Genomic DNA, 22079 nt, shown 5'->3' with positions numbered 1-22079 from the left:
TTACGTGAGAAACAATTTATGAAAATTGTATCATTAGCACCGGAGGTATTGTAACATGGAAAATAAGAAGAATATAAAACCTGCCAAAATGAAGATCAAAAAAGGTGATCTGGTAAAGGTTATAGCCGGTGACTCAAAAGGCGCCCAGGGTAAAGTATTAGAAGTAATATTAGACAAGAACCGCATAATTGTTGAAGGTGCTAACTTAGTATCAAAACATACTAAGCCAAATGCTGCAAAACCTAATGGTGGTATTGTTAAGCAGGAAGCTGCCATACACGTTTCAAACCTGATGCTGGTTGACCCTAAATCGGGCAAACCAACCCGCGTTGGCCGTAAAAGAAACGAAGCCGGTAAATTAGTAAGAGTGGCAAAAATATCAGGAGAGGAAATTAAGTAATGGAATACGTACCAAGATTAAAAACAAAGTATAGAACTGAGATCCGTACTGCACTGAAAGATAAATTTCAGTATAAAAGCGTAATGCAGGTTCCTAAACTTGAAAAAATTGCTATCAACCAGGGTGTTGGTGGTGCAACTACTGATAAAAAACTGATCGAAAGTACAATTGCCGAGCTTACTACCATCACTGGTCAGCAAGCGGTTTCTTCAAAATCGAAAAAGGATATTTCAAACTTTAAGTTACGTAAAAACATGCCAATCGGCGTACGTGTTACTTTACGTGATAATACCATGTATGAATTCCTTGACCGTTTGATCGCTATCGCGTTGCCACGTATCCGTGACTTCAAAGGTATTAATGATAAAGGTTTTGACGGCCGCGGTAATTATACCTTAGGTATATCTGAGCAGATCATTTTCCCTGAGATCAATATCGACAAGATCAACAAGATACAGGGTATGGATATTACCTTTGTAACCTCTGCAACAAACGATGTTGAAGCATTGGAGTTGTTGAAACAATTTGGATTACCATTTAAAAATCAAAATACAACTACAAATGGCTAAAGAAGGTGTAAAAGCGCGTGAATTGAAACGTGCTAAATTAGTAGCTAAATACGCTGAAAAAAGAGCGGCCCTTAAGGCAGCAGGTGATTACCTTGCTTTGGATAAATTACCAAAAGCAGCTTCACCTGTAAAATTACACAACAGGTGTAAATTAACCGGCCGCCCTCGTGGTTATATGCGTCAATTTGGTATTTCACGTGTTACATTCCGTGAAATGGCATTGGACGGTAAGATCCCCGGAGTAAAGAAAGCAAGCTGGTAGTTTGATTTCGGATTTCGGAATTTCGATTTCGGAATTTTGAATGTCCGCAGCAAAAAAATATAAAATCGAAAATAGGTACACGATCGGCTCAAATCCGAAATTGAATATCCGAAATACGATATAAGATTAACCGATAGCAGGTCCAATAAAGGATACCACTATCATAAAACAATAAAATGAATACAGATCCAATCGCAGATTATCTTACAAGAGTAAGGAATGCTATTAAGGCCAACCATAGGGTTGTTGAAATTCCTGCATCAAATCTGAAAAAGGAAATCACGAAAGTGCTTTTCGACAAAGGTTACATTGCCAATTTTAAGTTTGAAGACAATGGTCCACAGGGCACTATTAAGGTAGCTTTGAAATACCATCCGATAACAAAAATTTCTGCTATCCGAAGCATAGCGCGCATCAGTAAACCAGGTTTGAGGAAATACGCAGGCATGGATAATATGCCAAGAGTATTAAATGGTTTAGGTATCGCCATCCTGTCAACTTCTAAAGGCGTAATGACCGATAAAGAAGCCCGCGCACAGAACGTTGGTGGCGAAGTTTTATGCTACGTATATTAATAGGAGGAAATTAAGCAATGTCAAGAGTAGGAAAATCACCGATTGCGCTGCCCCAGGGAGTTACTTTCACTTTATCAGCAGATAATGTTGTTACAGTAAAAGGCCCAAAAGGCGAGTTGCATCAAGCCGTTGACAGTGATATCACTGTTGAGGTGGAAGAAGGACAACTGGTTGTAAAACGCCCTTCTGATCAAAAACGTCATAAAGCATTACACGGCTTATACCGGGCTTTAATCAATAACATGGTAGTTGGTGTAACAACCGGCTATAAGTTAGAGCAGGAATTAGTGGGTGTAGGTTATCGTGCAACCAATACAGGTAATACATTAGACTTAGTGCTGGGATATTCTCACCACTATGTATTTGAATTGCCAACAGAAATAAAAGTTACAACAACTGCTGAAAAGGGTAAAAACCCAACAATTATTCTAGAGTCAATTGATAAACAACTGATCGGCCAGGTAGCGGCAAAAATACGCTCGTTACGTGCACCTGAACCATACAAAGGAAAAGGTATCAAGTTTGTTGGCGAAATATTGAGAAGAAAAGCAGGTAAATCAGCATCTAAAAAATAATCGTCATGGGAGCTAAGTTATCAAGAAGAGACAGAATAAAAAAGGGAATCAGAAAACGTATTTCCGGTTCTTCAGCACGTCCGCGTCTGTCCGTGTACAGAAGCAATAAAGGTATTTACGCGCAGATCATTGACGATGTTAGCGGCAAGACATTAGTGTCGGCCTCATCATTATCAAAAGATTTCATTGCAGAAAAAGGTACAAAGATCGATCAGTCAGCTGCCGTAGGCAAGCTGGTTGCTGAGAAAGCTGTTGCCGCAGGAATTAAAGATGTGGTTTTTGACAGGAATGGTTATTTATACCATGGCCGTATTAAATCACTGGCTGATGGTGCACGTGAAGGTGGTTTAAACTTTTAATCGGAAAGAAAGATGTCAACAATCAACATAAAAAGAGTAAAAACCAGCGAGATCGAATTAAAGGATCGTTTGGTTAGCATACAACGCGTTGCCAAAGTAACTAAAGGTGGCCGTACATTCAGCTTCAGTGCCATTGTTGTGGTAGGAGATGAAAACGGTGTAGTTGGTTATGGTTTAGGTAAAGCAAAAGAAGTTACCGAAGCAATTGCTAAAGGTATAGATGATGCCAAAAAGAACCTGGTAAAAGTTCCTATCATTAACGGTACTGTACCTCACGAACAAATTGGTAAATTTTCAGGTGGTTTTGTTTTCATTAAACCAGCTGCTAATGGTACCGGTGTAATTGCAGGTGGTGCAATGCGTGCCGTATTGGAGTCTGCAGGTATACATAACGTATTGGCAAAATCAAAAGGTTCATCAAACCCGCACAACGTGGTTAAAGCAACTGTATCGGCATTATCACAATTGCGTGATGCTTATACTGTAGCCCAGCAACGCGGCGTTAGTTTAGGTAAAGTATTTAACGGATAATCAGTCATGGCAAAAATCAAAATAACTCAGATTAAAAGCGTGATCGATAGAAGTGAGCGCCAAAAAAAGACAGTTGAAGCCCTTGGTTTAAAAAGGATCAACCACAGTGTAGAAGTTGAAGCTACTGCGGCTATTATTGGTATGGTTAAAAAAGTTAATCACCTGGTAGCGGTAGAAAATATTTAATATCATGAATTTAAGTAATCTAAAACCTGCAAAAGGTTCTACAAAAAATAGAAAAAGGATTGGCCGTGGTACAGGTTCAGGCCGTGGCGGAACATCAACCCGTGGTCATAAAGGTGCAGGTTCACGTTCAGGTACCAGCACAAAAGTTGGTTTCGAAGGTGGCCAGATGCCTTTACAGCGCCGTGTACCTAAGGTAGGATTTAAAAACCCTAACCGTGTTGAATACACCGGTGTTAACCTTGACGTATTGCAAGCATTAACTGAAAAATTTTCATTATCATCAGTTGATTTTGACACACTGAAAGAACACGGATTGGTTTCAAGAAACGATGTGGTTAAGATCCTTGGCCGCGGCGAATTGAAAGCCAAATTAGAAGTTAAAGCACACGCGTTTACTGCAACAGCGCAAAAAGCGATTGAAGCAGCAGGTGGTACCATAGTAAAGCTATAATTTTCGATGAAGAAATTTTTCACCACATTATCCAATATCTGGAAAATCGATGATTTAAGAGTGCGTATTACAAACACACTCTTATTTCTTTTAATATATCGTGCAGGTTCATTCATAGTATTGCCGGGCGTTAGCCCTGCATCAGTGAGTGGTAAAGGTGCCGAAGGAATTGCAGGATTACTGAATATGTTTTCCGGTGGATCATTTTCACATGCATCCATTTTTGCATTGGGTGTAATGCCCTATATATCTGCTTCAATTGTGGTGCAATTATTGGGTATAGCAGTACCTTACTTCGCTAAACTTCAAAAAGAAGGCGAAAGCGGACGTAACAAACTTAACCAGTGGACCCGTTATTTAACTATAGGGATCACTGCTTTACAGGCTGCAGCCTACCTGAAGTCTCAGATCACTCCTGACCAGATGGAGATTGCCAACCCGTACTTCACCGTTTTAAATATGTTCGTGCTTACCGCAGGTACCATGTTTATCATGTGGCTGGGCGAGAAAATTACAGATAAAGGTATTGGTAACGGTATTTCACTTATCATCATGGTGGGTATCATTTCCGCGCTGCCAGGTGCATTTTTCTCCGAATTCCAGTCGCGTAATGCAGCCGCTGGTGGTTTGGTTATGTTCATTGTTGAAATTGTAGCACTGATAGCCGTAGTAATGTTTACTATCCTTATCGTGCAGGGAACCCGCAAAGTTGCGGTTCAATATGCCAAACGTATTGTTGGCAACAAACAATATGGTGGTGTTAGGCAGTATATCCCCTTAAAGGTGAATGCAGCCGGTGTAATGCCGATCATTTTTGCCCAGGCATTAATGTTTATACCTGCCACTGTAACACAGTTTTTCCCGAAAGCGGCATCCAATCCGATATTAATGTCACTGTCTGACTATACAGCATGGGGGCATAATTTATTGTTCGCGATGCTGATCATTGTATTCACTTATTTTTATACAGCGATTACCGTGAATCCTAACCAGATGGCCGAGGATATGAAAAAGAATGGTGGATTTATCCCTGGTATCAAACCGGGCAAAGCCACCGCTGATTTCATTGACGGGGTTATCTCAAGAATTACATTGCCTGGCTCTATTTTCCTTGCCATCATAGCTGTTTTCCCTGCATTGGCAGCCCTGTTACATATTAACAGCGCCTTTGCAAGGTTCTTCGGTGGTACCTCATTGATCATTCTTGTGGGTGTTGTGTTAGATACCTTACAGCAAATTGAAAGTCATTTGTTAATGCGTCATTATGATGGGTTAATGAAGACTGGCAGGATCAAAGGGCGTACATCAGTTCCGGCAAGTGGAACAAGTCAGCCTGTTATCTAAAATTATAACATGTCAAAGATCAATTATAAGTCTGTCGAAGAGATAGAACTCATAAGAGAAAGTTCTTTACTTGTTTCCAAAACACTTGGAGAGATCGCTAAAGTGATTGGTCCCGGTGTAAAAACCATAGATTTAAATAAATTAGCAGAAACCTTTATCCGCGATAACGGCGGGGTTCCTGCTTTTTTAAATTATCATGGCTTCCCTTATTCATTGTGTATCTCAATGAACGACCAGGTAGTTCACGGTTTCCCCGGTAACAGGGAACTGGTAGACGGTGACCTGGTGTCAGTTGATTGCGGCGCCATCCTGAATAAGTATATCGGCGACTCGGCTTATACATTTGCCATAGGCGAAGTAAGCGACACCGTAAAGAAGCTGATGAGGGTTACCATGGAATGCCTTGATCTGGGTGTAGCAAAAGCTGTAACAGGCATGCGCATCGGTGATATAGGCTATGCTGTTCAGGAGCATGCCGAGAAGAATGGTTTCGGTGTTGTGAAGGAGCTGGTAGGCCATGGCGTTGGATTAGCTTTGCATGAAAAACCCGAAGTGCCAAATTATGGTAAACGCGGCTCCGGTATTAAACTGGAAGAAGGAATGGTGATAGCAATTGAACCCATGATCAACGCAGGTAAAGCCAGGGTGAAGTTTTGGGACGATGGCTGGACTGTGTCAACTGCCGACGGCAAACCTTCTGCTCATTATGAGCATACGGTGGCTGTAAAAAAGGGGAAACCCGAAATACTTTCTACATTTTCATATGTAGATAATGTTTTAAAAGAAAAAAATAAAAGTTAAAAAATTTTTATTAATTTTGCATCCCGCTTTTAAGGCGGATAATTGAGTAATAATCAGTAAAATATGGCCAAACAAGCCTCAATTGAACAAGACGGTACGATTAAAGAAGCATTATCAAACGCGATGTTTAGGGTAGAGTTGGAGAATGGACACGAAATTATTGCGCATATTTCAGGCAAAATGCGTATGCACTACATCAAAATTCTTCCTGGCGACAGGGTGAAACTGGAAATGAGTCCATATGATTTAACAAAGGGTAGAATAACCTATAGATATAAATAAAAACGCGATGAAAGTTAGAGCATCCATTAAAAAACGCAGTGTTGATTGCAAGATCATCCGCCGTAAAGGGAAACTTTATGTTATTAACAAGAAGAACCCTAAGTATAAACAACGTCAGGGATAATTAAAAGAATTGTAGTAATCCGTACAACGGTGGCCCGCCGTTCGGTTACTATCTAAAAATACAAACAAAAAATATGGCAAGGATTTCAGGTATTGATTTACCAAAGAATAAAAGAGGCGAGATAGGCCTGACCTACATTTACGGTATTGGCCGCTCAACAGCCCAGAGGATTTTAACTGAAGCCGGTATTGATTTCAATACCAAAGTTCAGGATTGGAATGATGAGCAATTAAACGCTATCCGCGGTATAATCAACGATCAGATTAAAGTTGAAGGCTCGTTGCGTTCAGAAGTTCAGCTTAACATCAAGCGTTTAATGGATATAGGTTGCTATCGTGGTACCCGTCACCGTAAAGGATTGCCTTTACGTGGTCAGCGCACCAAAAACAACTCACGTACCCGTAAAGGAAAACGTAAGACTGTTGCTAACAAGAAAAAGGCTACTAAATAGTAATTAGTAAACAGAGACTAGAGATTAGTTGATGTTTTACGATTTGCTAAATAAATAGAAACCGATTGGCAACCCTGAAGGTTGCCAGGAATAAATGAAGTAACAAATATTAATGGGTCCGGGTTATTTACTAACTCAATAATTCATTAATTCAATAATTAAAAAAATGGCTAAGACCAAAAAAGTTACCAAAAAGCGTATTGTAATTGTTGAGCCGGTTGGCGAAGCACACATCAATGCTACCTTCAACAACATCATTTTAACCCTAACCAACAAAAGCGGCCAGGCTATTTCATGGTCATCTGCAGGTAAAATGGGTTTCAAGGGTTCAAAAAAGAACACACCTTATGCTGCCGGTCAGGCTGCTGCCGATTGCGGTAAAGTTGCTTATGACTTAGGTTTGCGTAAAGTAGAAGTATTTGTAAAAGGACCCGGCGCAGGCCGCGAATCGGCTATCCGTACACTGCAAACTGCAGGTATCGAGGTAACTACCATAAAGGACATCACCCCGCTTCCGCACAATGGTTGCCGTCCGTCAAAAAGAAGAAGAGTTTAATTAACAGATTTTTTAAAGCTAAGATTCGGCAGCTGCGGGCTGCTTGATACTTTAAAAACCACAAACAATGGCTAGATATACAGGTCCAAAATCAAAAATTGCGCGCCGTTTCCGCGAACCGATCTTCGGTCCGGATAAAGCGCTGGAAAGAAAAAATTATCCACCGGGAATGCACGGTGTTTCCAAAAGAAGAGGGAAACAATCAGAGTATTCAACCCAGTTGATGGAAAAACAGAAAGTTAAATATACCTATGGTGTATTGGAACGCCAGTTCGAAAACTTATTTCACCGCGCTTCTGCAAGAGAAGGTATCACCGGCGAAAACTTGCTTAAATTGTTAGAAGCCCGTTTGGATAACGCGGTTTACCGTTTAGGTATTTCCCCAACCCGTTCAGGTGCGCGCCAGTTAGTTGGCCACAAGCACATTACTGTAAATGGCGAGGTAGTAAATATTGCATCATATACTTTAAGAGCAGGTGATGTGATCGCGGTTCGCGAGAAATCAAAAACACTTGAAGCTATTACGCATTCAGTTGCCGGCAGAAAGATCAACAAACATAGCTGGCTTGAGTGGGATGCTGCCAATTTAACAGGCAAATTCCTGAATTATCCAAATCGCGATGAGATTCCTGAAAACATCAAGGAAAACCTGATCGTCGAGTTGTACTCAAAATAATAAAGATAATTATCCACAAATTGATTGGCAAATTTTTGCCGATCATTTGTGGTTTAAATCATTTCAATTAGTTAACAATAAATAAAGGATATAAATGGCAATTTTAGCATTTCAAAAACCAGACAAGGTTATCATGCAGAAATCGACTGATTTTGAGGGTACGTTTGAGTTTCGTCCCTTAGAACCAGGCTTCGGTATAACCATTGGTAATGCTCTCCGTCGTATATTACTTTCATCACTTGAAGGTTTTGCGATCACTTCAGTTCGTTTTTCAGGAGTGATGCATGAGTTTTCAACCATAAAAGGTGTTGTTGAAGACGTTACCGAGATCATCCTTAACCTTAAACAGGTTAGGTTTAAAAAATCAGGGGAAACCGGTGAGAACGAAAAGATATTTGTGATCATCAATAACCAGGACGCTTTTAAAGCTGGTGACATTTCAAAGTTTTCAAACAACTTTATAGTTTTAAATCCTGATCTGGTTATCTGTAACATGGATTCTTCAGTAACGCTTGAAATTGAGCTTACTGTAAACAAGGGCCGTGGTTATGTTCCAAGCGAAGAAAATAAAAACCCTGATGCCAATGTAGGTGTGATCGCTATCGATTCTATTTATACACCCATCAAGAACGTAAAATATACCATCGAAAACTATCGTGTAGAACAAAAAACAGACTATGAAAAATTAGTACTTGATATTGCTACCGATGGCTCGATCCATCCTGAAGATGCGCTGAAAGAAGCTGCAAAGATCCTGATCCAGCACTTTATGCTGTTTAGCGATGAAAACATGATGCTTGAAGCACAGGCTAAGGAAGAAACCAAAGAAGTTGACGAAGAGATCCTGCACATGCGCAAGATCCTGAAAACTGAACTGGTTGATCTTGATCTTTCTGTTCGTGCACTAAACTGCCTTAAAGCTGCTGATATCCGCAGCCTGGCCGACTTAGTATCATATGACGTTGCAGATATGCTTAAGTTCAGGAACTTTGGTAAAAAGTCATTAACAGAAATTCAGGACCTGGTTAAATCAAAAGGCTTGTCATTCGGCATGAACCTTTCGAAATTTAAACTGGACGAGGAGTAATTTAGAGATTAGCGATTAGAGATAAGAGAATAGATTCTCAAAACTTTAATCGCTAATTTATTTTATAAGGGTTGGCAGATAGAAACTAATCTCTAATCACCAACCTCTGATCACTAACATAGGCATAATTCCGCGGGCTTGACAAACAGCCGCCCAACGGTATGCACGTGAAAACATAACAAAACAATGAGACACGGAAAAAAAGTTAACCACTTAGGCCGCACCAACAGTCACCGCAAAGCGATGCTGGGTAACATGGCTACGTCGCTTATCTTACATAAGCGCATCACTACTACATTAGCAAAAGCTAAAGCATTACGCATATATGTAGAGCCGATCATCACCAAATCAAAAAACGATACTACGCACTCACGCCGTACTGTATTCAGCTATTTACAGGATAAAGACGCTGTTACCATATTGTTCCGCGAAATTGCTGAAAAAGTGGCTACCCGTCCGGGCGGTTACACCCGTATCATTAAAATGGAAAACCGTTTAGGCGATAACGCCGAGATGGCCATGATTGAACTGGTAGATTATAACACAGTTTACGGTACAGATACTGCCAAAACAGAGAAAAAATCAACACGTCGCCGTGGTGGTGCTGCTAAAGCAAAAACTGCTGAACCAACTGCTAAAGCTGAAACTGCACCGGTTGTTGATGTAGCACCAGTAGTTGAAGAAGCACCAGCTGCTGAAGCACCTGAAGCGCCAACTGCATCTGCAGAGCACGAGGAAAACGCTGAAAAAGGCGAATAATTTTAAATCCAAATAAATCTAATTATTAAGGAATAGCCCCGCTCATTGAGTGGGGCTTCTTTGTTTTTATGTTTTATGTAGAGACGCAATCTTTTGCGTCTCCGGTATTGATGTTTTAGGAATTGCACGAAAACATAATTCCATTTGCAAAATTGTCATCGGTTGAACTGCATTTTACTAATATCTAATCACCACTCTCTAATCTCTAAAACCCTGCCAACCTGTCACCACCAAACATCCCTAATCTGACTATTTATTACCTTTCGCCTTTCACCTTTTGCCTTTCACCGCCAAATAATCTGCCAAACCCATATTGGCACAAGCATTGATAAATAGGTAGTAATAAAACAATCATTCAATCTAGAAAATATAATCATATGTCTAAAATAATTGGAATCGACTTAGGAACAACGAACTCCTGCGTAGCTGTAATGGAAGGTAACGAACCTGTAGTTATTGCTAACAGCGAGGGAAAACGTACTACGCCGTCTGTAGTGGCTTTTATTGACAACGGCGAGCGTAAAGTGGGTGATCCTGCAAAACGTCAGGCGATCACGAACCCTACAAAAACCATTTCGTCTATCAAACGCTTTATGGGTAACAACTTTAACGAAGTTACCAAAGAGGCTTCCCGTATGCCATATAAAGTGGTTAAAGGCGATAACAACACCCCGCGTGTTGAGATCGGCGACCGCAAATATACCCCGCAGGAAATATCAGCAATGATCCTTCAGAAAATGAAGAAAACTGCCGAAGATTTCTTAGGTACTGAAGTTACCGAAGCGGTTATTACCGTACCTGCTTACTTTAACGATGCACAACGCCAGGCAACCAAAGAAGCCGGTGAAATTGCCGGCTTAAAAGTTCGCCGTATTATTAACGAACCTACTGCTGCTGCCCTGGCTTATGGCCTGGATAAAGCACACAGGGACATGAAGATCGTTGTGTTTGACTGCGGTGGCGGTACTCATGACGTATCTGTACTTGACCTTGGTGATGGCGTGTTCGAAGTAAAATCAACTGATGGTGATACTCACCTTGGTGGTGACGACTTTGACCAGGTAATTATCGACTGGATGGCCGACGAATTTAAAAGCGATGAAGGTGTTGACCTGCGTAAGGACCCTATGGCTTTGCAACGTTTAAAAGAAGCAGCTGAAAAAGCAAAGATCGAGTTATCAAGCTCAACCCAGACTGAAATAAACTTACCATACGTAACTGCTGCTGACGGCGTGCCAAAGCACTTAGTTAAAACATTAACCCGTGCTAAATTTGAGCAACTGGCAGACAGCCTGATCAAACGTACCATCGAACCTTGCAGAACTGCGTTGAAAAATGCAGGTTACAGCACTTCTGATATCGACGAGATCATCCTGGTAGGTGGTTCAACCCGTATCCCTGCTATACAGGATGCTGTTGAGAAATTCTTCGGTAAATCACCGTCAAAAGGGGTAAACCCTGATGAAGTGGTTGCCATCGGTGCAGCTATACAAGGCGGTGTGTTAACCGGCGACGTGAAAGATGTGTTGTTACTGGATGTTACCCCGCTTTCATTAGGTATCGAAACTATGGGTGGTGTAATGACCAGGCTGATTGAAGCTAATACAACCATCCCTACCAAAAAGACAGAGACCTTCTCTACAGCGTCTGATAACCAGCCGGAAGTACAGATCCACGTTTTACAGGGCGAGCGCCCAATGGCAGCAGGCAACCGTACCATTGGCCAGTTCAATTTGGCAGGTATCCCGCCGGCTCCGCGTGGTGTGCCACAGGTTGAAGTAACTTTTGATATTGATGCCAACGGTATATTGCATGTATCTGCTAAAGATAAAGCTACCGGTAAAGAGCAAAAGATCCGTATCGAAGCATCTTCAGGTTTAACTGATGCCGAGATCAAAAGGATGAAGGACGAAGCTGAAGCAAATGCTGATGCTGACAAAAAGGCAAAAGAAGAAGTTGAAAAACTGAATGCTGCCGATGCCCTGATCTTCTCGACAGAAAAACAACTGAAGGAATATGGTGACAAAATTTCAGCTGACAAAAAAGCCCCTATTGAAGAAGGCTTAACGAAACTGAAAGAAGCCTATGCTTCGAAAAACTTCGATGCGATTGAAACCGCACAGACCGAATTAAGCAACGCGTGGAACGCTGCATCTGAAGAGATGTACAAAGCTTCTGCCGATGGTGCACAAGGCGCACAGCCAGGCCCTGATGCAGGCGCAGGCCATGAAGGACACGCCGAAGGCGACACCGTTACCGATGTTGACTTTGAAGAAGTAAAATAATACCTTTTCCTCTAAAAAGGTTTAAATAGAAGAACCCCGGTTATTAGGTTAGCCGGGGTTTTTTGTTGGTAGAGTTTTAAGACTTACGAAGTATATTTTATAAATATCATAATGCATTTGTAACCGATATTTTCAGCTATGGTCATTGCCAATCCAAATTGAAGTTACATATCCCATTTTATTGATGGCAAATGAAATGTAAGCATCCGTCATTGTTTTATGGTTGGTGATATAAATCACAAGATTGTCACCTTTTGATGCGCTTTTGTAAGACCGTGGAAAATATCTTTTGAATTTATCTATTTGATCACCAACGCTAAAGGTTGCCCCGGCAAGTAAAATAAAGTAGGACGGGTTTGTGATCATAGCTGATTCGAAACGCTGTTTAATAAAATAAACTTTAAGTCCGTTATACTTGTAGGTACAGGCAGGCCCTCCTAAAATTTCGTCTTTGCCTTTTATTCCTTTTATGTCCCCCATCGTTTTTTTTAACTCATATTGGGACCCCAGAGAATAAATATTCTGATTACGGTTTGAAATTTTGATTTTCGAGTTTTCGATGGAATCTTCTAATTGTTGGGGTTGCTTAAGACTGCCTGTAAGTATGCAAGCAATTGAAACGATCAATAAAAATTTCATAAGGATAAGGTCTAATAATAGCTACATTAGGGGCAACTAAATACCATGCTCCGTTAAGCTCTCAATATACAATTCAATTGCTTCCCTTGCATTCAATTTTGCTTCTTCCAGATCAGCGCCATAGGTTATACAACCGGGTAATGCAGGCACATTAACTGTAAAGCCGCCTTCCGGTTCTGGTTTAAGGAGTATTTTGTATGATAATGACACAGATAAAGTTAGTTATAATAAAGTAAGCATCAATTTTAATTATAAAAAATGAAGCCAAGTCATCAAATTAACTACGTTATGTTTGCACAGTAGCAAATTAAAAATGGTTAAAGTTTTTGTTTGTTTAAGTGAAGAAGTGTCTCACCCCGAATATTTGGAATTACAGAATTAACAGAATTCCATAAATTCCTTAATTCAATGAATTCGAGTTCAGACAAATGGGTGTTCGTTCGTTTTTAGATGAAACAGCTGATGAAACAAACGGACGCCTTTTCTTGATCAAATACCAAAACAAAAAATCCCGCCTTATGGGCAGGATTTTGATATGTTGAACAGCCAACCTTTTATGGCCACAAATTCTCAGGATAAGCGCCGCTGGCTACCAGATCCGAAATGCTTTTTTGTACGATAGGTTTATCTTCTTTATAAGTAACACCGAACCATTTGGCATCTGTAGGGATCACTTTAAATGATGCTTCACCGCTTTTGATCAGCTCATCACCAATTAGAGGGATAAAGAATTCAGCTTTGGGGTCATTCTGGTTCGCTTCCACAAAAGCTTTAAACAATGGTTCTGTTTTAGCAAAAACTGCAGGTGTAAATCCCCAGAAATTCATCGACACCGGGGTGTTTGATGGCAAGGGGATCTCTACGCCGTTTTCCTCATATACTACACTTCCGTCTTTTGCAAAATATACTTTCAGGCGCTCATTAATGGCAACCATATTGCCGTTCTCGTCTACCTGGCAAACACCGCGGGATACAGTGCCGTAGTCAGATAACGTTTTATCCACCTGGTAACCAATGATCGAAAATTTATCATCTGCCACTTCGGTATTTAAAAATTTAGCCATTTTTTCAAATGCATCAGATCCGTAAAAGTCATCCGCATTGATCACGCAAAAAGGCTCATGCACCTGGTTGCGTGCCGCAAGAACTGCATGGGCAGTCCCCCATGGTTTGGCGCGTTCAATAGTTTTATCAATGCCAAATGGCTTCAGGTCATAACTTTGAAAAACATAATCAGTTTCAATACGTCCTTTAAGTTTCGGCTCAAAAATAGCCTTAAATGGTTCTGCAAATTCTTCGCGAATGATGAAGCTTACTTTGCCGAAGCCAGCCTTTATAGCATCATAAATAGAGTAGTCGATAATGGTTTCACCGTGAGGGCCAAAGCCGTCAACTTGTTTCATACTTCCGTAGCGGCTCGCCATCCCGGCAGCTAATATCAATAATGTAGGTTTCATATACTTTTTAAGGGCAGATTTATTAAATGTAAAGATGACATTTTATTTCGAAATATTTATTAAAATGATTAATATTTTTTACGAAAAAATGTTTGGCTTTGTTGATTATTATTTGATATACCGAAAATCCTGACCAGCGTTTAAATTTAACAAAGTTTCATAAATCAGGCGGATCACATTATCTACATCATCCTTGTGGATCATCTCTACCGTAGTATGCATATAGCGAAGTGGCAACGAGATCAAAGCTGAAGGAACCCCATCATTTGAATAAGCAAATGCATCGGTATCTGTCCCGGTTGAACGTGATGAAGCCTGGCGCTGGAACGGGATCTGAGCCTTTTCCGCTGATTCGATCAATAACTTATTCAGGTTGTTCTGCACCGCAGGTGCGTATGATATTACCGGTCCTTTTCCACAAGCCAGGTCGCCCTGTGTGATCTTGCTGATCATCGGGGTTTGCGTATCATGCGTAACATCAGTTACAATGGCAACGTTAGGTTTGATATGATGTGCGATCATCTCAGCGCCGCGTAAACCGATCTCTTCCTGTACTGCGTTTACAATATACAGCCCGAATGGAAGTGTAATATTGTTTTCTTTTAACATACGGGCTACTTCAGCTATCATAAAACCACCAGCCCGGTTATCCAATGCACGGCCTACGTAATAACGGTCGTTCAGTACGGTAAACTCATCTTCGTAAGTGATCACGCAGCCTACGTGTACGCCCAGTTTTTCAACTTCTTCTTTGGTAGTGCAACCGCAGTCAAGGAAAATGTTTTTCAACGATGGGGCTTCTTCTTTTTCACCGGCACCGCGGGTATGGATTGCCGGCCAGCCGAAAACAGCTTTCACTATTCCTTTGTCGGTATGGATATTGACGCGTTTTGAAGGTGCGATCTGGTGATCTGATCCGCCATTGCGGATCACGTAGATCAATCCGTCGCTGGTGATGTAATTTACAAACCACGAGATCTCATCTGCGTGGGCCTCAATTACTACCTTGTAGGCAGCATCTTTATTGATTATACCTACCGCCGTGCCATAATTATCAACATAATGACTGTCGATATAAGGTTTGATATATTCCAGCCACATTTCCTGGCCTTTCCATTCAAAGCCGGTAGGCGAGGGGTTATTGATATATTTTTCGAAGAACGAAAGGGATTTTTTATTTACAACTGCTATATGCTCAGGAGCATCCGATTTCTTTTTAGCCATAACTATTATTCATCACCACTAAGAGGTGGCTGCGGCAAATATAGTTAAAAAGAGGTTAGGGCTTAATTATTGGTGATTAGATTTTTATAAGCTTTTGGGGTCGAATTTGAGGCATTATTTAATATTAAATACACCATGATATAGCCTTTCCTTAACACTCAGTTTACTTTATACCCTTTCCTTTGTGCCAGTTAATAATAATAGGATCAGTTTAGTTAGTTAAAGCCGGATTGCGCAATGCATACCGGCTTTTTTCATAATGCTTTCATAATATTATTGTATTTTGGGACTGTTAATCATGAAGACGAAAATATTAAAGATCACTGCTCTTATTTTACTTGGTTTCTTATCTGCCTGCGAGCCTACCCGCTTCGTATCCGTACCGGTTGAGTATTCTGCCCGCACTTTATTCAGGCCGGATTCAACGTCTATTGTACTGATCAATCAATTTGATTTGAGCCAGCAAACAAATTTCAACAAACGGCAGCTCTCAGTCATAAAATCAGGCATAACAACATCTGTAAAATACGCGCAGGCGCAGCTGCTACAACTATCAAACGTAAAAGTTATCAACCTGGTTGATACCACCGGTTTTGTTGTTAATAAAGATTCAGTAAACTACCTGGCACTAAAACACCATGCAGATTTTGTGCTGGCGCTCCAGAGCTTTGGTGCAGGGATCGATTTAGGCGCTATGGATAATTCAACCCTATCGTATAACAGTAATGTTGAAGTACATTACAAGCTATTTGCCAATGGAGGTGTGATTTACAAGAGCTTAGATGGCTCGGTAAACCAGGCCCTTACCGACCTGCCGAACATGGGCTTTTTCGGTAACCTCATCATGACCCCTGGCATAGGCGGCAACCGTAAGTCAATTGTATCCCTGGCTGAACAGGCCACCTAAATGGCCCTGCAGGATTATTTGCCTTATACCATTACCCACAACCGGCCACTTTATAATGATGACTGGCTGCAGCCTGCCATACAACAAATTTATGCTGGTAATTTTGAGAAGGCGGATACTTTATTGAAGCCGTTTTTAAAAGATGCCAACGTTAAAACAGTAAGCAAAGCAGCTTACATGCTGGCTATAGTGTATGAATCTGAAGGGGATGTAAACCTGGCGATAGACCTGGCGAAGCAATCGTACGATAAATTTAATAATGTATACGCCGAAGCGATACTTAATGATCTGAAGACGGAGTGATCGTTTTTTCCATGATTTCGTAGCTGAAACCGTTTTTTGAATATTTTTCGCCGGTTAACACAAAACCATCCTTCAGGTAAAAGCCGATGGCGGTATCCCTGGCGTTGCACCAGATGCGGGTGCCGCCATTCTTTTGGGCATGGTCTGTAATATAATGCAGTAAACTGCGCCCGATGCCCTTATGCTGAAATTCCGGGTCAACCGCCAGTTTACGGAATTGAAAATCGGTACCGGTTTGAAACAGCGAAACCACCCCGGCAAGCTTTATATCATTAAACGCCCCGAAATGCATGCCATAGGTATCCTGGTCCATTTCCATTTCAAATAATTTCATGGATGGATACAATACATCCCGGCGTAAATGCCAGGTTAGTTCGGGAGTTATTTGTTCGATAGAAATCATTTTATTAGCAGGTGAAAGGAAAAAGGCGAAAGGTAAGAGGTATTACACCTCTAACTCTGCCACCCTTCAATATTACAACATATCTCTTAATCAATTAAAAATAAAGCTTTCGCCCTTAACCTTTTAGCTTTCGCCTCCTACAAAGGGATATTTCCATGCTTTTTCCTTGGGTTATTCACCACTTTGTTTTCAAGCATTTTAAAGGCGTGGATGAGCTTGATCCTTGTCTCAGATGGTTCTATCACTTCGTCAATAAAACCGCGTTCAGCGGCCCTGTACGGGTTGGCAAAGATGTCTGAATATTGCAGCTCCATTTCTTTCCACTTGGCTTCCTTATCCGCAGCAGCATTGATCTCCCGTTTAAAAATAATCTCAGCGGCCCCCTTGGCGCCCATTACGGCAATCTCTGCTGTTGGCCACGCATAATTCATATCCGCGCCGATATGTTTGGAGTTCATTACGTCATACGCGCCGCCATAAGCCTTGCGGGTAATCACCGTAATGCGCGGAACGGTCGCTTCGCAAAAAGCATACAGCAGTTTGGCGCCGTTAGTGATGATGGCATTCCACTCCTGGTCGGTGCCGGGTAAAAAGCCGGGTACATCTTCAAAAACCAGTAAAGGGATATTAAAGCTATCACAAAAACGTACAAACCTTGCGCCCTTGGTGGAGGAGTGGATATCCAGCACCCCAGCCAAAAAAGCAGGCTGGTTGGCAACAATGCCGATACTCCTGCCTGCCAAACGGGCAAAGCCCACCACAATATTTTCGGCAAAATCTTTATGTACCTCTAAAAACGACCCGCTGTCTATCACTTGTTCAATCACATCGCGGATATCATAAGGCTGCGAAGCGTTCTCAGGCATTATCGTATCCAACGCGGCCCGTAATTCGTTTTTAACTTCATAGGGTAATGTGGGTGCCCTGTCTTCGCAATTCTGCGGCATGTAGCTTAAAAGCTTCTTCACATGCTGTATCGCTTCAATCTCATTCGCGCAGGCAAAATGTGTAACGCCTGATTTGGTGGCATGGGTGGTTGCGCCGCCCAGCTCTTCAGATGTTACTTCTTCGTGTGTAACCGTTTTTACTACGTTGGGCCCGGTTACAAACATATAACTGGTATTTTCAACCATTAAAATAAAGTCGGTAATGGCGGGCGAATAAACGGCTCCGCCGGCACAGGGGCCCATAATGGCCGATATTTGCGGCACCACGCCTGATGCCATGGTGTTTTTATAAAAGATATCTGCATAGCCGCCAAGTGATACTACCCCTTCCTGTATCCGCGCACCGCCTGAGTCATTCAACCCAACTACCGGGGCGCCGTTCTTCATGGCGAGGTCCATTATTTTACAGATCTTTTCGGCATGAGTTTCGGATAACGAACCGCCAAAAACAGTAAAATCCTGCGAAAAAACATAAACCAGCCGGCCGTTAACCGTGCCATAGCCTGTTACCACGCCATCGCCGGGATATTTCTCTTTTTCCATGCCGAAATCTGTCGACCGGTGGGCCACCAGCATCCCGATCTCCTGGAACGAGCCTTCATCCATCAAAAAATGCAAACGTTCGCGCGCAGTAAGTTTCCCCTTTTTATGCTGGCTTTCAATACGCGCCTTACCGCCTCCTAATTGTGCTTCTTCCCGTTTTTGTTTAAGTAGCTTTATCTTATTGTCCACAGTTTTGGTTTATGCATGCAAGATGGTAAAAATAGGTGAAAGCTGAAAGGTAAAAGGTAAATGGAAATGGGCGAAACCTGCCTGCGGGCAAAGTCCGGAAGCCCGAAAGATGAATTAACCGCTAAAGGTAAGTTAGCGAAATCATTTCAATCAACAAAAATCAGCGGTCAAGTTTTGCCCGGGTGGATAAGAAGATCACCATAGCACCCATCAACCCCACAAATAAAAATGATGCCCTTAGGGTGGCTAAACCGGCAATAAAACCAATTACAGGTGGCCCTACCAAAAAGCCCACAAAGCCAATGGTGGATACCGCTGCCAGGGCTACGCCTGGCGACATGGTTTTTGATTTGCCCGCGGCGCTGTAAACCATAGGGACTACTGACGAAACACCCGCGCCAACCAGCATAAAGCCAGCCATAGCGGTATAAACATGCGGGAAAATAACCGCGACCAGCAAACCGGTGGTTGTTAGACAGCCGCTAACCTGCAAGGTGCGTTTTAAACGGAAACGATGCGAGAAAAAGTCGGCGACGAAGCGGCCGCTTGCCATAGTGGCCATAAAAGCAGTAAAACCAAGGCCCTGCAAAGCAATAGGGGAAAGGATGACTTTTTTAAAGTAGATCACGCTCCAGTCAAACATGGCGCCTTCGCAGATCATGGAGCAAAAGGCAATGCTGCCCAGCGTTAATAAAGGAATCATCAGCCTTAACCTGTCACGTAGCGCCAGGGTAGATGGAGCTGTGTTTTTAGCCGTTTCATGATCATCGTATAAATACCGTGAGGCGATGATGACGCCGATAAGCAACAGGCAAATGATAACGATAAAATGATGGAAAGGATCGATCTTTCTGCCGATCATAAAGGTGCCAATGCCTGCGCCGGTAAAACCTGCCAGGCTCCATAAACCGTGAAATGTTGCCATTATGGGCTTATCGTACAGGCCCTCGGCAGCTACCGCCTGGGTATTAACCGAAATATTTACCGTATTGCCGGCAAAGCCATAACATGCAAGGCAAAGTACCAATTGCAGCGTATTTTGCGCCAAACCTAAACCTAAAAGGGCTACGCCGTAACCCATAATAGCGGTGAGCAATACCCTTTTGCTGCCTACTTCGGTAATTATCCAGCCCGAAAACGGCAGCGAAAGCATTAAGCCTATGGGCAGTGCAAAAAGCACAGCACCTAAAGCCGCGTCCGACAGGCCCAGCTTTTGCTGCACAGTAGCAATGCGCGAGGCCCAGCTGGCAAAACTTAAACCCGCCATAAAAAACATCGCCCCTACCGCAATGCGGAGGACTGTTTTATGTATAGTGATGGGCTTTAATACTGTATCCATTTGATTTTATTTCCTCTTAGTGTATTTATTACACTAAGTTGGAGTTACACAAAAATAAGGAATTTTGTTTTAAAATGCAACAGTGCAAAACAAGTCATTTAGTAAAGGTCCAATCAGTAATGTTTTCGTCCGCGAAGAGATCTGGAACTACCAATTGATCGTCGCCGTTAGCAGCCATTTCTTTAAAAGCCTTACCCCAGCCCTTGCGTTTTATGTCCTCAATGGTACTTAAAATGATTTGGCTGTCGTTTAATTCTATCTTAACCTCACTCTCAATAAAGTCTTCTTTTAAGATGTTTTTGGGCAAAATTACACCCCGTGATTTCTCCGTTTTTGTTAGCCTTGTTTTCATAATTCATGATCGGAAGTTTTCTATATAAATAACTAGCCAATAGTTGGTTTGATAATAGCAAGAATAGTTTTTGAGTTTTAAAAACTCAGGATAATACAGTCCAGTTCTTTAATGTTGGCAAAGCCTTTATCAGCTGTAATAAGTGGTAATTTTAATAATTGTGACGATGCGGCTATTATAGCATCCGGAAGTTTAATATTATTGTTTATTTTTTAGTGTGATTGCTAAATCACTAAGTTTTTCAGAATGGTTTATTTTATAACAGGTATCCAACATTTCTCTTATCATGGAATCCTAGCGCCTGGTAAGTCCCTTTTTACTTAAAAGTTCAATTTTAGTAATATAGGAAAACGCCCAGTCGTGAGATAGAAATGGAGATATTATTGGATTTTGATCAAGTAGATAAATAAAACAGTTTGTATCTGAAAGATATTTAATTCCATTCATCCCTCAGTTTTTTCTGATATTCAAGGCCATCACCAAAAACGCCTTTAAGTTTTCCATAAAAACTGCTTAGCTTTTTCTTTTTAGATTTTTGCATCTTTTTGAGCGCCTCATCTAATTCTTCGGGCTTCGTATCTTTATTTGTTGTAATTACCACGTCACTTTACTTATTAAGCTTATAACAAAAATAATAAAAAATTATGGCTATCACTTATAGCAAATATTCATAAGATCCCCATTAGCAATCCCCATCCAACCCACAGCTTTCGCCTTCAATAATTTCAAGGCTTGGTTTTGGGTTTTCCTGCTGCCATTCGGTATAGGCTTTTTGCAGGGTTTGCTCAAATACCGGCACCGCCTGAGCGCCTGATACGCCGTATTTGTTGTTCATTACAAAAAAGGGTACCCCCTGGATGCCTAAACGGCGCGATTCTGCAATATCTCGTTTTACATCATCGGCAAAGGTATTGCCTTCAAGGGTTTGCCTTACTTCATCAGTGTTTAAGCCGATGGCAGTGCCTAATTCAACTAAAGTATCCAGGTCGTCAATGTTTTTGCCGTCGGTGAAGTAGGCTTTAAACATTTGCTCTTCGGCCTCAATGCCTTTGCCATGTTTTTTGGCAAGGTGACTGTACCTGTGCGCATTAAAGCTATTGGCGACAACCGATTTATCAAAATTATAGGTGAGCCCAACTTCGGCGGCCATTTGGGTAACATGGTTGTTTAATTGTTTGGCATGATCGAGCGAAAAGCCTTTGATATCAGCAAGGTATTGATCTATGCTGATAGCAGGATTGGTAACCATATTGGGGTTCAGCTGGAAGCTTTTCCATTCCACTTCTATTTCGTCCTGATGACCAAAACTTTGTAAAGCCTGCTCAAACCGCCTTTTGCCGATATAGCAAAAAGGGCACATCACATCCGACCAAATTTCAACTTTCATCATATTCATTTTTAATAATGCAAAGTTAATTCGCCGCGCTAATATTGTCGTAAGCGTAAAGTAAAAATATGCGTTGCAACTTGTTTTGGCTGGTTGTAAGAGGTTGTAATGAGTTG

32 protein-coding genes are annotated in these 22079 nt (G+C 41.6%); 21 read left to right on the top strand and 11 right to left on the bottom strand.

What is annotated here, in order from left to right; translation table 11 throughout:
- Positions 1 to 88 precede the first annotated feature (88 nt).
- The 19 genes from rplX (at position 89) to dnaK (ending at position 12273) form a co-directional block, all read left to right on the top strand.
- Entirely contained in the window at positions 89 to 400 is a 312-nt protein-coding gene (rplX, locus tag QZY09_RS03965; protein WP_295668347.1) for a 50S ribosomal protein L24, read from the top strand.
- Positions 400 to 969 carry a 50S ribosomal protein L5 gene (gene rplE / locus QZY09_RS03960; protein WP_096350142.1) on the top strand — a complete coding sequence of 190 codons (570 nt, stop codon included), beginning with the start codon at positions 400 to 402 and terminating at the stop codon, positions 967 to 969. The genes rplX and rplE overlap by 1 nt, the downstream gene beginning before the upstream one ends.
- Positions 962 to 1231, top strand: a complete 270-nt coding sequence (rpsN, locus tag QZY09_RS03955) for a 30S ribosomal protein S14 (RefSeq protein WP_096350143.1) — start codon at positions 962 to 964, stop codon at positions 1229 to 1231. The genes rplE and rpsN overlap by 8 nt, the downstream gene beginning before the upstream one ends.
- Before the next feature lie 176 nt (positions 1232 to 1407).
- Positions 1408 to 1806: a 30S ribosomal protein S8 gene (gene rpsH, locus QZY09_RS03950; protein ID WP_252788398.1), complete on the top strand. Its 399-nt coding sequence runs from the start codon at positions 1408 to 1410 to the stop codon at positions 1804 to 1806.
- Positions 1807 to 1823: 17 nt separating this feature from the next.
- Positions 1824 to 2381, top strand: coding sequence for a 50S ribosomal protein L6 (gene rplF, locus QZY09_RS03945; RefSeq protein WP_295668336.1), 558 nt, complete (start codon positions 1824 to 1826; stop codon positions 2379 to 2381).
- Between the two features lie 5 nt (positions 2382 to 2386).
- Positions 2387 to 2740 (top strand): 50S ribosomal protein L18, encoded by a 354-nt coding sequence (gene rplR, locus QZY09_RS03940; RefSeq protein ID WP_295668333.1) that lies wholly within the window; start codon positions 2387 to 2389, stop codon positions 2738 to 2740.
- A 12-nt stretch (positions 2741 to 2752) separates the two neighbouring features.
- Complete coding sequence (rpsE, locus tag QZY09_RS03935; protein WP_096350147.1) at positions 2753 to 3271, top strand: 30S ribosomal protein S5; 519 nt, start codon at positions 2753 to 2755, stop codon at positions 3269 to 3271.
- A gap of 6 nt (positions 3272 to 3277) precedes the next feature.
- Positions 3278 to 3457, top strand: a complete 180-nt coding sequence (gene rpmD / locus QZY09_RS03930; protein WP_096350148.1) for a 50S ribosomal protein L30 — start codon at positions 3278 to 3280, stop codon at positions 3455 to 3457.
- Between the two features lie 4 nt (positions 3458 to 3461).
- Entirely contained in the window at positions 3462 to 3908 is a 447-nt protein-coding gene (gene rplO, locus QZY09_RS03925; RefSeq protein ID WP_295668328.1) for a 50S ribosomal protein L15, read from the top strand.
- 6 nt (positions 3909 to 3914) lie between these two features.
- Positions 3915 to 5252, top strand: coding sequence for a preprotein translocase subunit SecY (secY, locus tag QZY09_RS03920; RefSeq protein WP_295668324.1), 1338 nt, complete (start codon positions 3915 to 3917; stop codon positions 5250 to 5252).
- A 9-nt stretch (positions 5253 to 5261) separates the two neighbouring features.
- The gene (gene map, locus QZY09_RS03915; protein ID WP_295668320.1) at positions 5262 to 6053 is read left to right on the top strand and encodes a type I methionyl aminopeptidase; all 792 of its coding nucleotides are present in this window, start codon (positions 5262 to 5264) and stop codon (positions 6051 to 6053) included.
- A 63-nt stretch (positions 6054 to 6116) separates the two neighbouring features.
- Positions 6117 to 6335 carry a translation initiation factor IF-1 gene (gene infA / locus QZY09_RS03910; protein WP_008506260.1) on the top strand — a complete coding sequence of 73 codons (219 nt, stop codon included), beginning with the start codon at positions 6117 to 6119 and terminating at the stop codon, positions 6333 to 6335.
- 7 nt (positions 6336 to 6342) lie between these two features.
- Positions 6343 to 6459: a 50S ribosomal protein L36 gene (gene rpmJ / locus QZY09_RS03905; RefSeq protein WP_096350152.1), complete on the top strand. Its 117-nt coding sequence runs from the start codon at positions 6343 to 6345 to the stop codon at positions 6457 to 6459.
- Positions 6460 to 6532: 73 nt separating this feature from the next.
- Positions 6533 to 6910, top strand: a complete 378-nt coding sequence (rpsM, locus tag QZY09_RS03900; RefSeq protein WP_096350153.1) for a 30S ribosomal protein S13 — start codon at positions 6533 to 6535, stop codon at positions 6908 to 6910.
- A 166-nt stretch (positions 6911 to 7076) separates the two neighbouring features.
- Positions 7077 to 7466: a 30S ribosomal protein S11 gene (gene rpsK, locus QZY09_RS03895; protein ID WP_096350154.1), complete on the top strand. Its 390-nt coding sequence runs from the start codon at positions 7077 to 7079 to the stop codon at positions 7464 to 7466.
- 67 nt (positions 7467 to 7533) lie between these two features.
- Entirely contained in the window at positions 7534 to 8142 is a 609-nt protein-coding gene (gene rpsD, locus QZY09_RS03890) for a 30S ribosomal protein S4 (protein ID WP_295668307.1), read from the top strand.
- Between the two features lie 94 nt (positions 8143 to 8236).
- Positions 8237 to 9229, top strand: coding sequence for a DNA-directed RNA polymerase subunit alpha (locus QZY09_RS03885; RefSeq protein WP_295668304.1), 993 nt, complete (start codon positions 8237 to 8239; stop codon positions 9227 to 9229).
- Positions 9230 to 9415: 186 nt separating this feature from the next.
- Positions 9416 to 9988 carry a 50S ribosomal protein L17 gene (gene rplQ, locus QZY09_RS03880; protein WP_295668301.1) on the top strand — a complete coding sequence of 191 codons (573 nt, stop codon included), beginning with the start codon at positions 9416 to 9418 and terminating at the stop codon, positions 9986 to 9988.
- Positions 9989 to 10365: 377 nt separating this feature from the next.
- On the top strand, positions 10366 to 12273 hold the full coding sequence (gene dnaK, locus QZY09_RS03875) for a molecular chaperone DnaK (RefSeq protein WP_295668297.1): 1908 nt from the start codon (positions 10366 to 10368) through the stop codon (positions 12271 to 12273).
- 132 nt (positions 12274 to 12405) lie between these two features.
- On the opposite strand, the gene QZY09_RS03870 is transcribed toward dnaK, so the two are convergent.
- The 4 genes from QZY09_RS03870 to QZY09_RS03855 form a co-directional block, all read right to left on the bottom strand.
- The gene (locus QZY09_RS03870) at positions 12406 to 12912 is read right to left on the bottom strand and encodes a hypothetical protein (protein ID WP_295668295.1); all 507 of its coding nucleotides are present in this window, start codon (positions 12910 to 12912) and stop codon (positions 12406 to 12408) included.
- A 36-nt stretch (positions 12913 to 12948) separates the two neighbouring features.
- Entirely contained in the window at positions 12949 to 13122 is a 174-nt protein-coding gene (locus QZY09_RS03865) for a type II toxin-antitoxin system HicB family antitoxin (protein ID WP_295668292.1), read from the bottom strand.
- Positions 13123 to 13466: 344 nt separating this feature from the next.
- Positions 13467 to 14369 carry a sugar phosphate nucleotidyltransferase gene (locus QZY09_RS03860; RefSeq protein WP_295668289.1) on the bottom strand — a complete coding sequence of 301 codons (903 nt, stop codon included), beginning with the start codon at positions 14367 to 14369 and terminating at the stop codon, positions 13467 to 13469.
- A 108-nt stretch (positions 14370 to 14477) separates the two neighbouring features.
- Positions 14478 to 15593: a M42 family metallopeptidase gene (locus QZY09_RS03855; RefSeq protein ID WP_295668286.1), complete on the bottom strand. Its 1116-nt coding sequence runs from the start codon at positions 15591 to 15593 to the stop codon at positions 14478 to 14480.
- A 298-nt stretch (positions 15594 to 15891) separates the two neighbouring features.
- Here QZY09_RS03855 and QZY09_RS03850 point away from each other — a divergent pair, with 298 nt between their 5' ends.
- Positions 15892 to 16500: a hypothetical protein gene (locus tag QZY09_RS03850; RefSeq protein ID WP_295668283.1), complete on the top strand. Its 609-nt coding sequence runs from the start codon at positions 15892 to 15894 to the stop codon at positions 16498 to 16500.
- Positions 16501 to 16803 (top strand): hypothetical protein, encoded by a 303-nt coding sequence (locus QZY09_RS03845; RefSeq protein ID WP_295668280.1) that lies wholly within the window; start codon positions 16501 to 16503, stop codon positions 16801 to 16803. It abuts the gene before it with no gap.
- Here the strand turns inward: QZY09_RS03845 and QZY09_RS03840 are convergent.
- The 7 genes from QZY09_RS03840 to QZY09_RS03815 form a co-directional block, all read right to left on the bottom strand.
- Positions 16781 to 17206, bottom strand: coding sequence for a GNAT family N-acetyltransferase (locus QZY09_RS03840; RefSeq protein WP_295668278.1), 426 nt, complete (start codon positions 17204 to 17206; stop codon positions 16781 to 16783). The two genes, QZY09_RS03845 and QZY09_RS03840, sit on opposite strands and share 23 nt — an antisense overlap.
- Positions 17207 to 17343: 137 nt before the next feature.
- The gene (locus QZY09_RS03835) at positions 17344 to 18873 is read right to left on the bottom strand and encodes an acyl-CoA carboxylase subunit beta (RefSeq protein WP_367119162.1); all 1530 of its coding nucleotides are present in this window, start codon (positions 18871 to 18873) and stop codon (positions 17344 to 17346) included.
- A gap of 172 nt (positions 18874 to 19045) precedes the next feature.
- On the bottom strand, positions 19046 to 20224 hold the full coding sequence (locus QZY09_RS03830) for an MFS transporter (RefSeq protein WP_295668272.1): 1179 nt from the start codon (positions 20222 to 20224) through the stop codon (positions 19046 to 19048).
- Positions 20225 to 20318: 94 nt separating this feature from the next.
- Positions 20319 to 20576: a hypothetical protein gene (locus QZY09_RS03825; RefSeq protein ID WP_295668269.1), complete on the bottom strand. Its 258-nt coding sequence runs from the start codon at positions 20574 to 20576 to the stop codon at positions 20319 to 20321.
- Positions 20577 to 20653: 77 nt separating this feature from the next.
- The gene (locus QZY09_RS24665; RefSeq protein WP_367119161.1) at positions 20654 to 20773 is read right to left on the bottom strand and encodes a hypothetical protein; all 120 of its coding nucleotides are present in this window, start codon (positions 20771 to 20773) and stop codon (positions 20654 to 20656) included.
- 236 nt (positions 20774 to 21009) lie between these two features.
- Positions 21010 to 21177 (bottom strand): hypothetical protein, encoded by a 168-nt coding sequence (locus QZY09_RS03820; RefSeq protein ID WP_157750443.1) that lies wholly within the window; start codon positions 21175 to 21177, stop codon positions 21010 to 21012.
- An 81-nt stretch (positions 21178 to 21258) separates the two neighbouring features.
- Positions 21259 to 21966: a DsbA family oxidoreductase gene (locus tag QZY09_RS03815; protein ID WP_295668263.1), complete on the bottom strand. Its 708-nt coding sequence runs from the start codon at positions 21964 to 21966 to the stop codon at positions 21259 to 21261.
- Positions 21967 to 22079: the final 113 nt, after the last annotated feature.

The organism is uncultured Mucilaginibacter sp., from assembly GCF_903913935.1.
Classification (GTDB): Bacteria; Bacteroidota; Bacteroidia; order Sphingobacteriales; family Sphingobacteriaceae; genus Mucilaginibacter.
The sequence above is the reverse complement of the archived record's forward strand: the minus strand, read 5'-3'. Positions and strand labels throughout refer to the sequence as shown.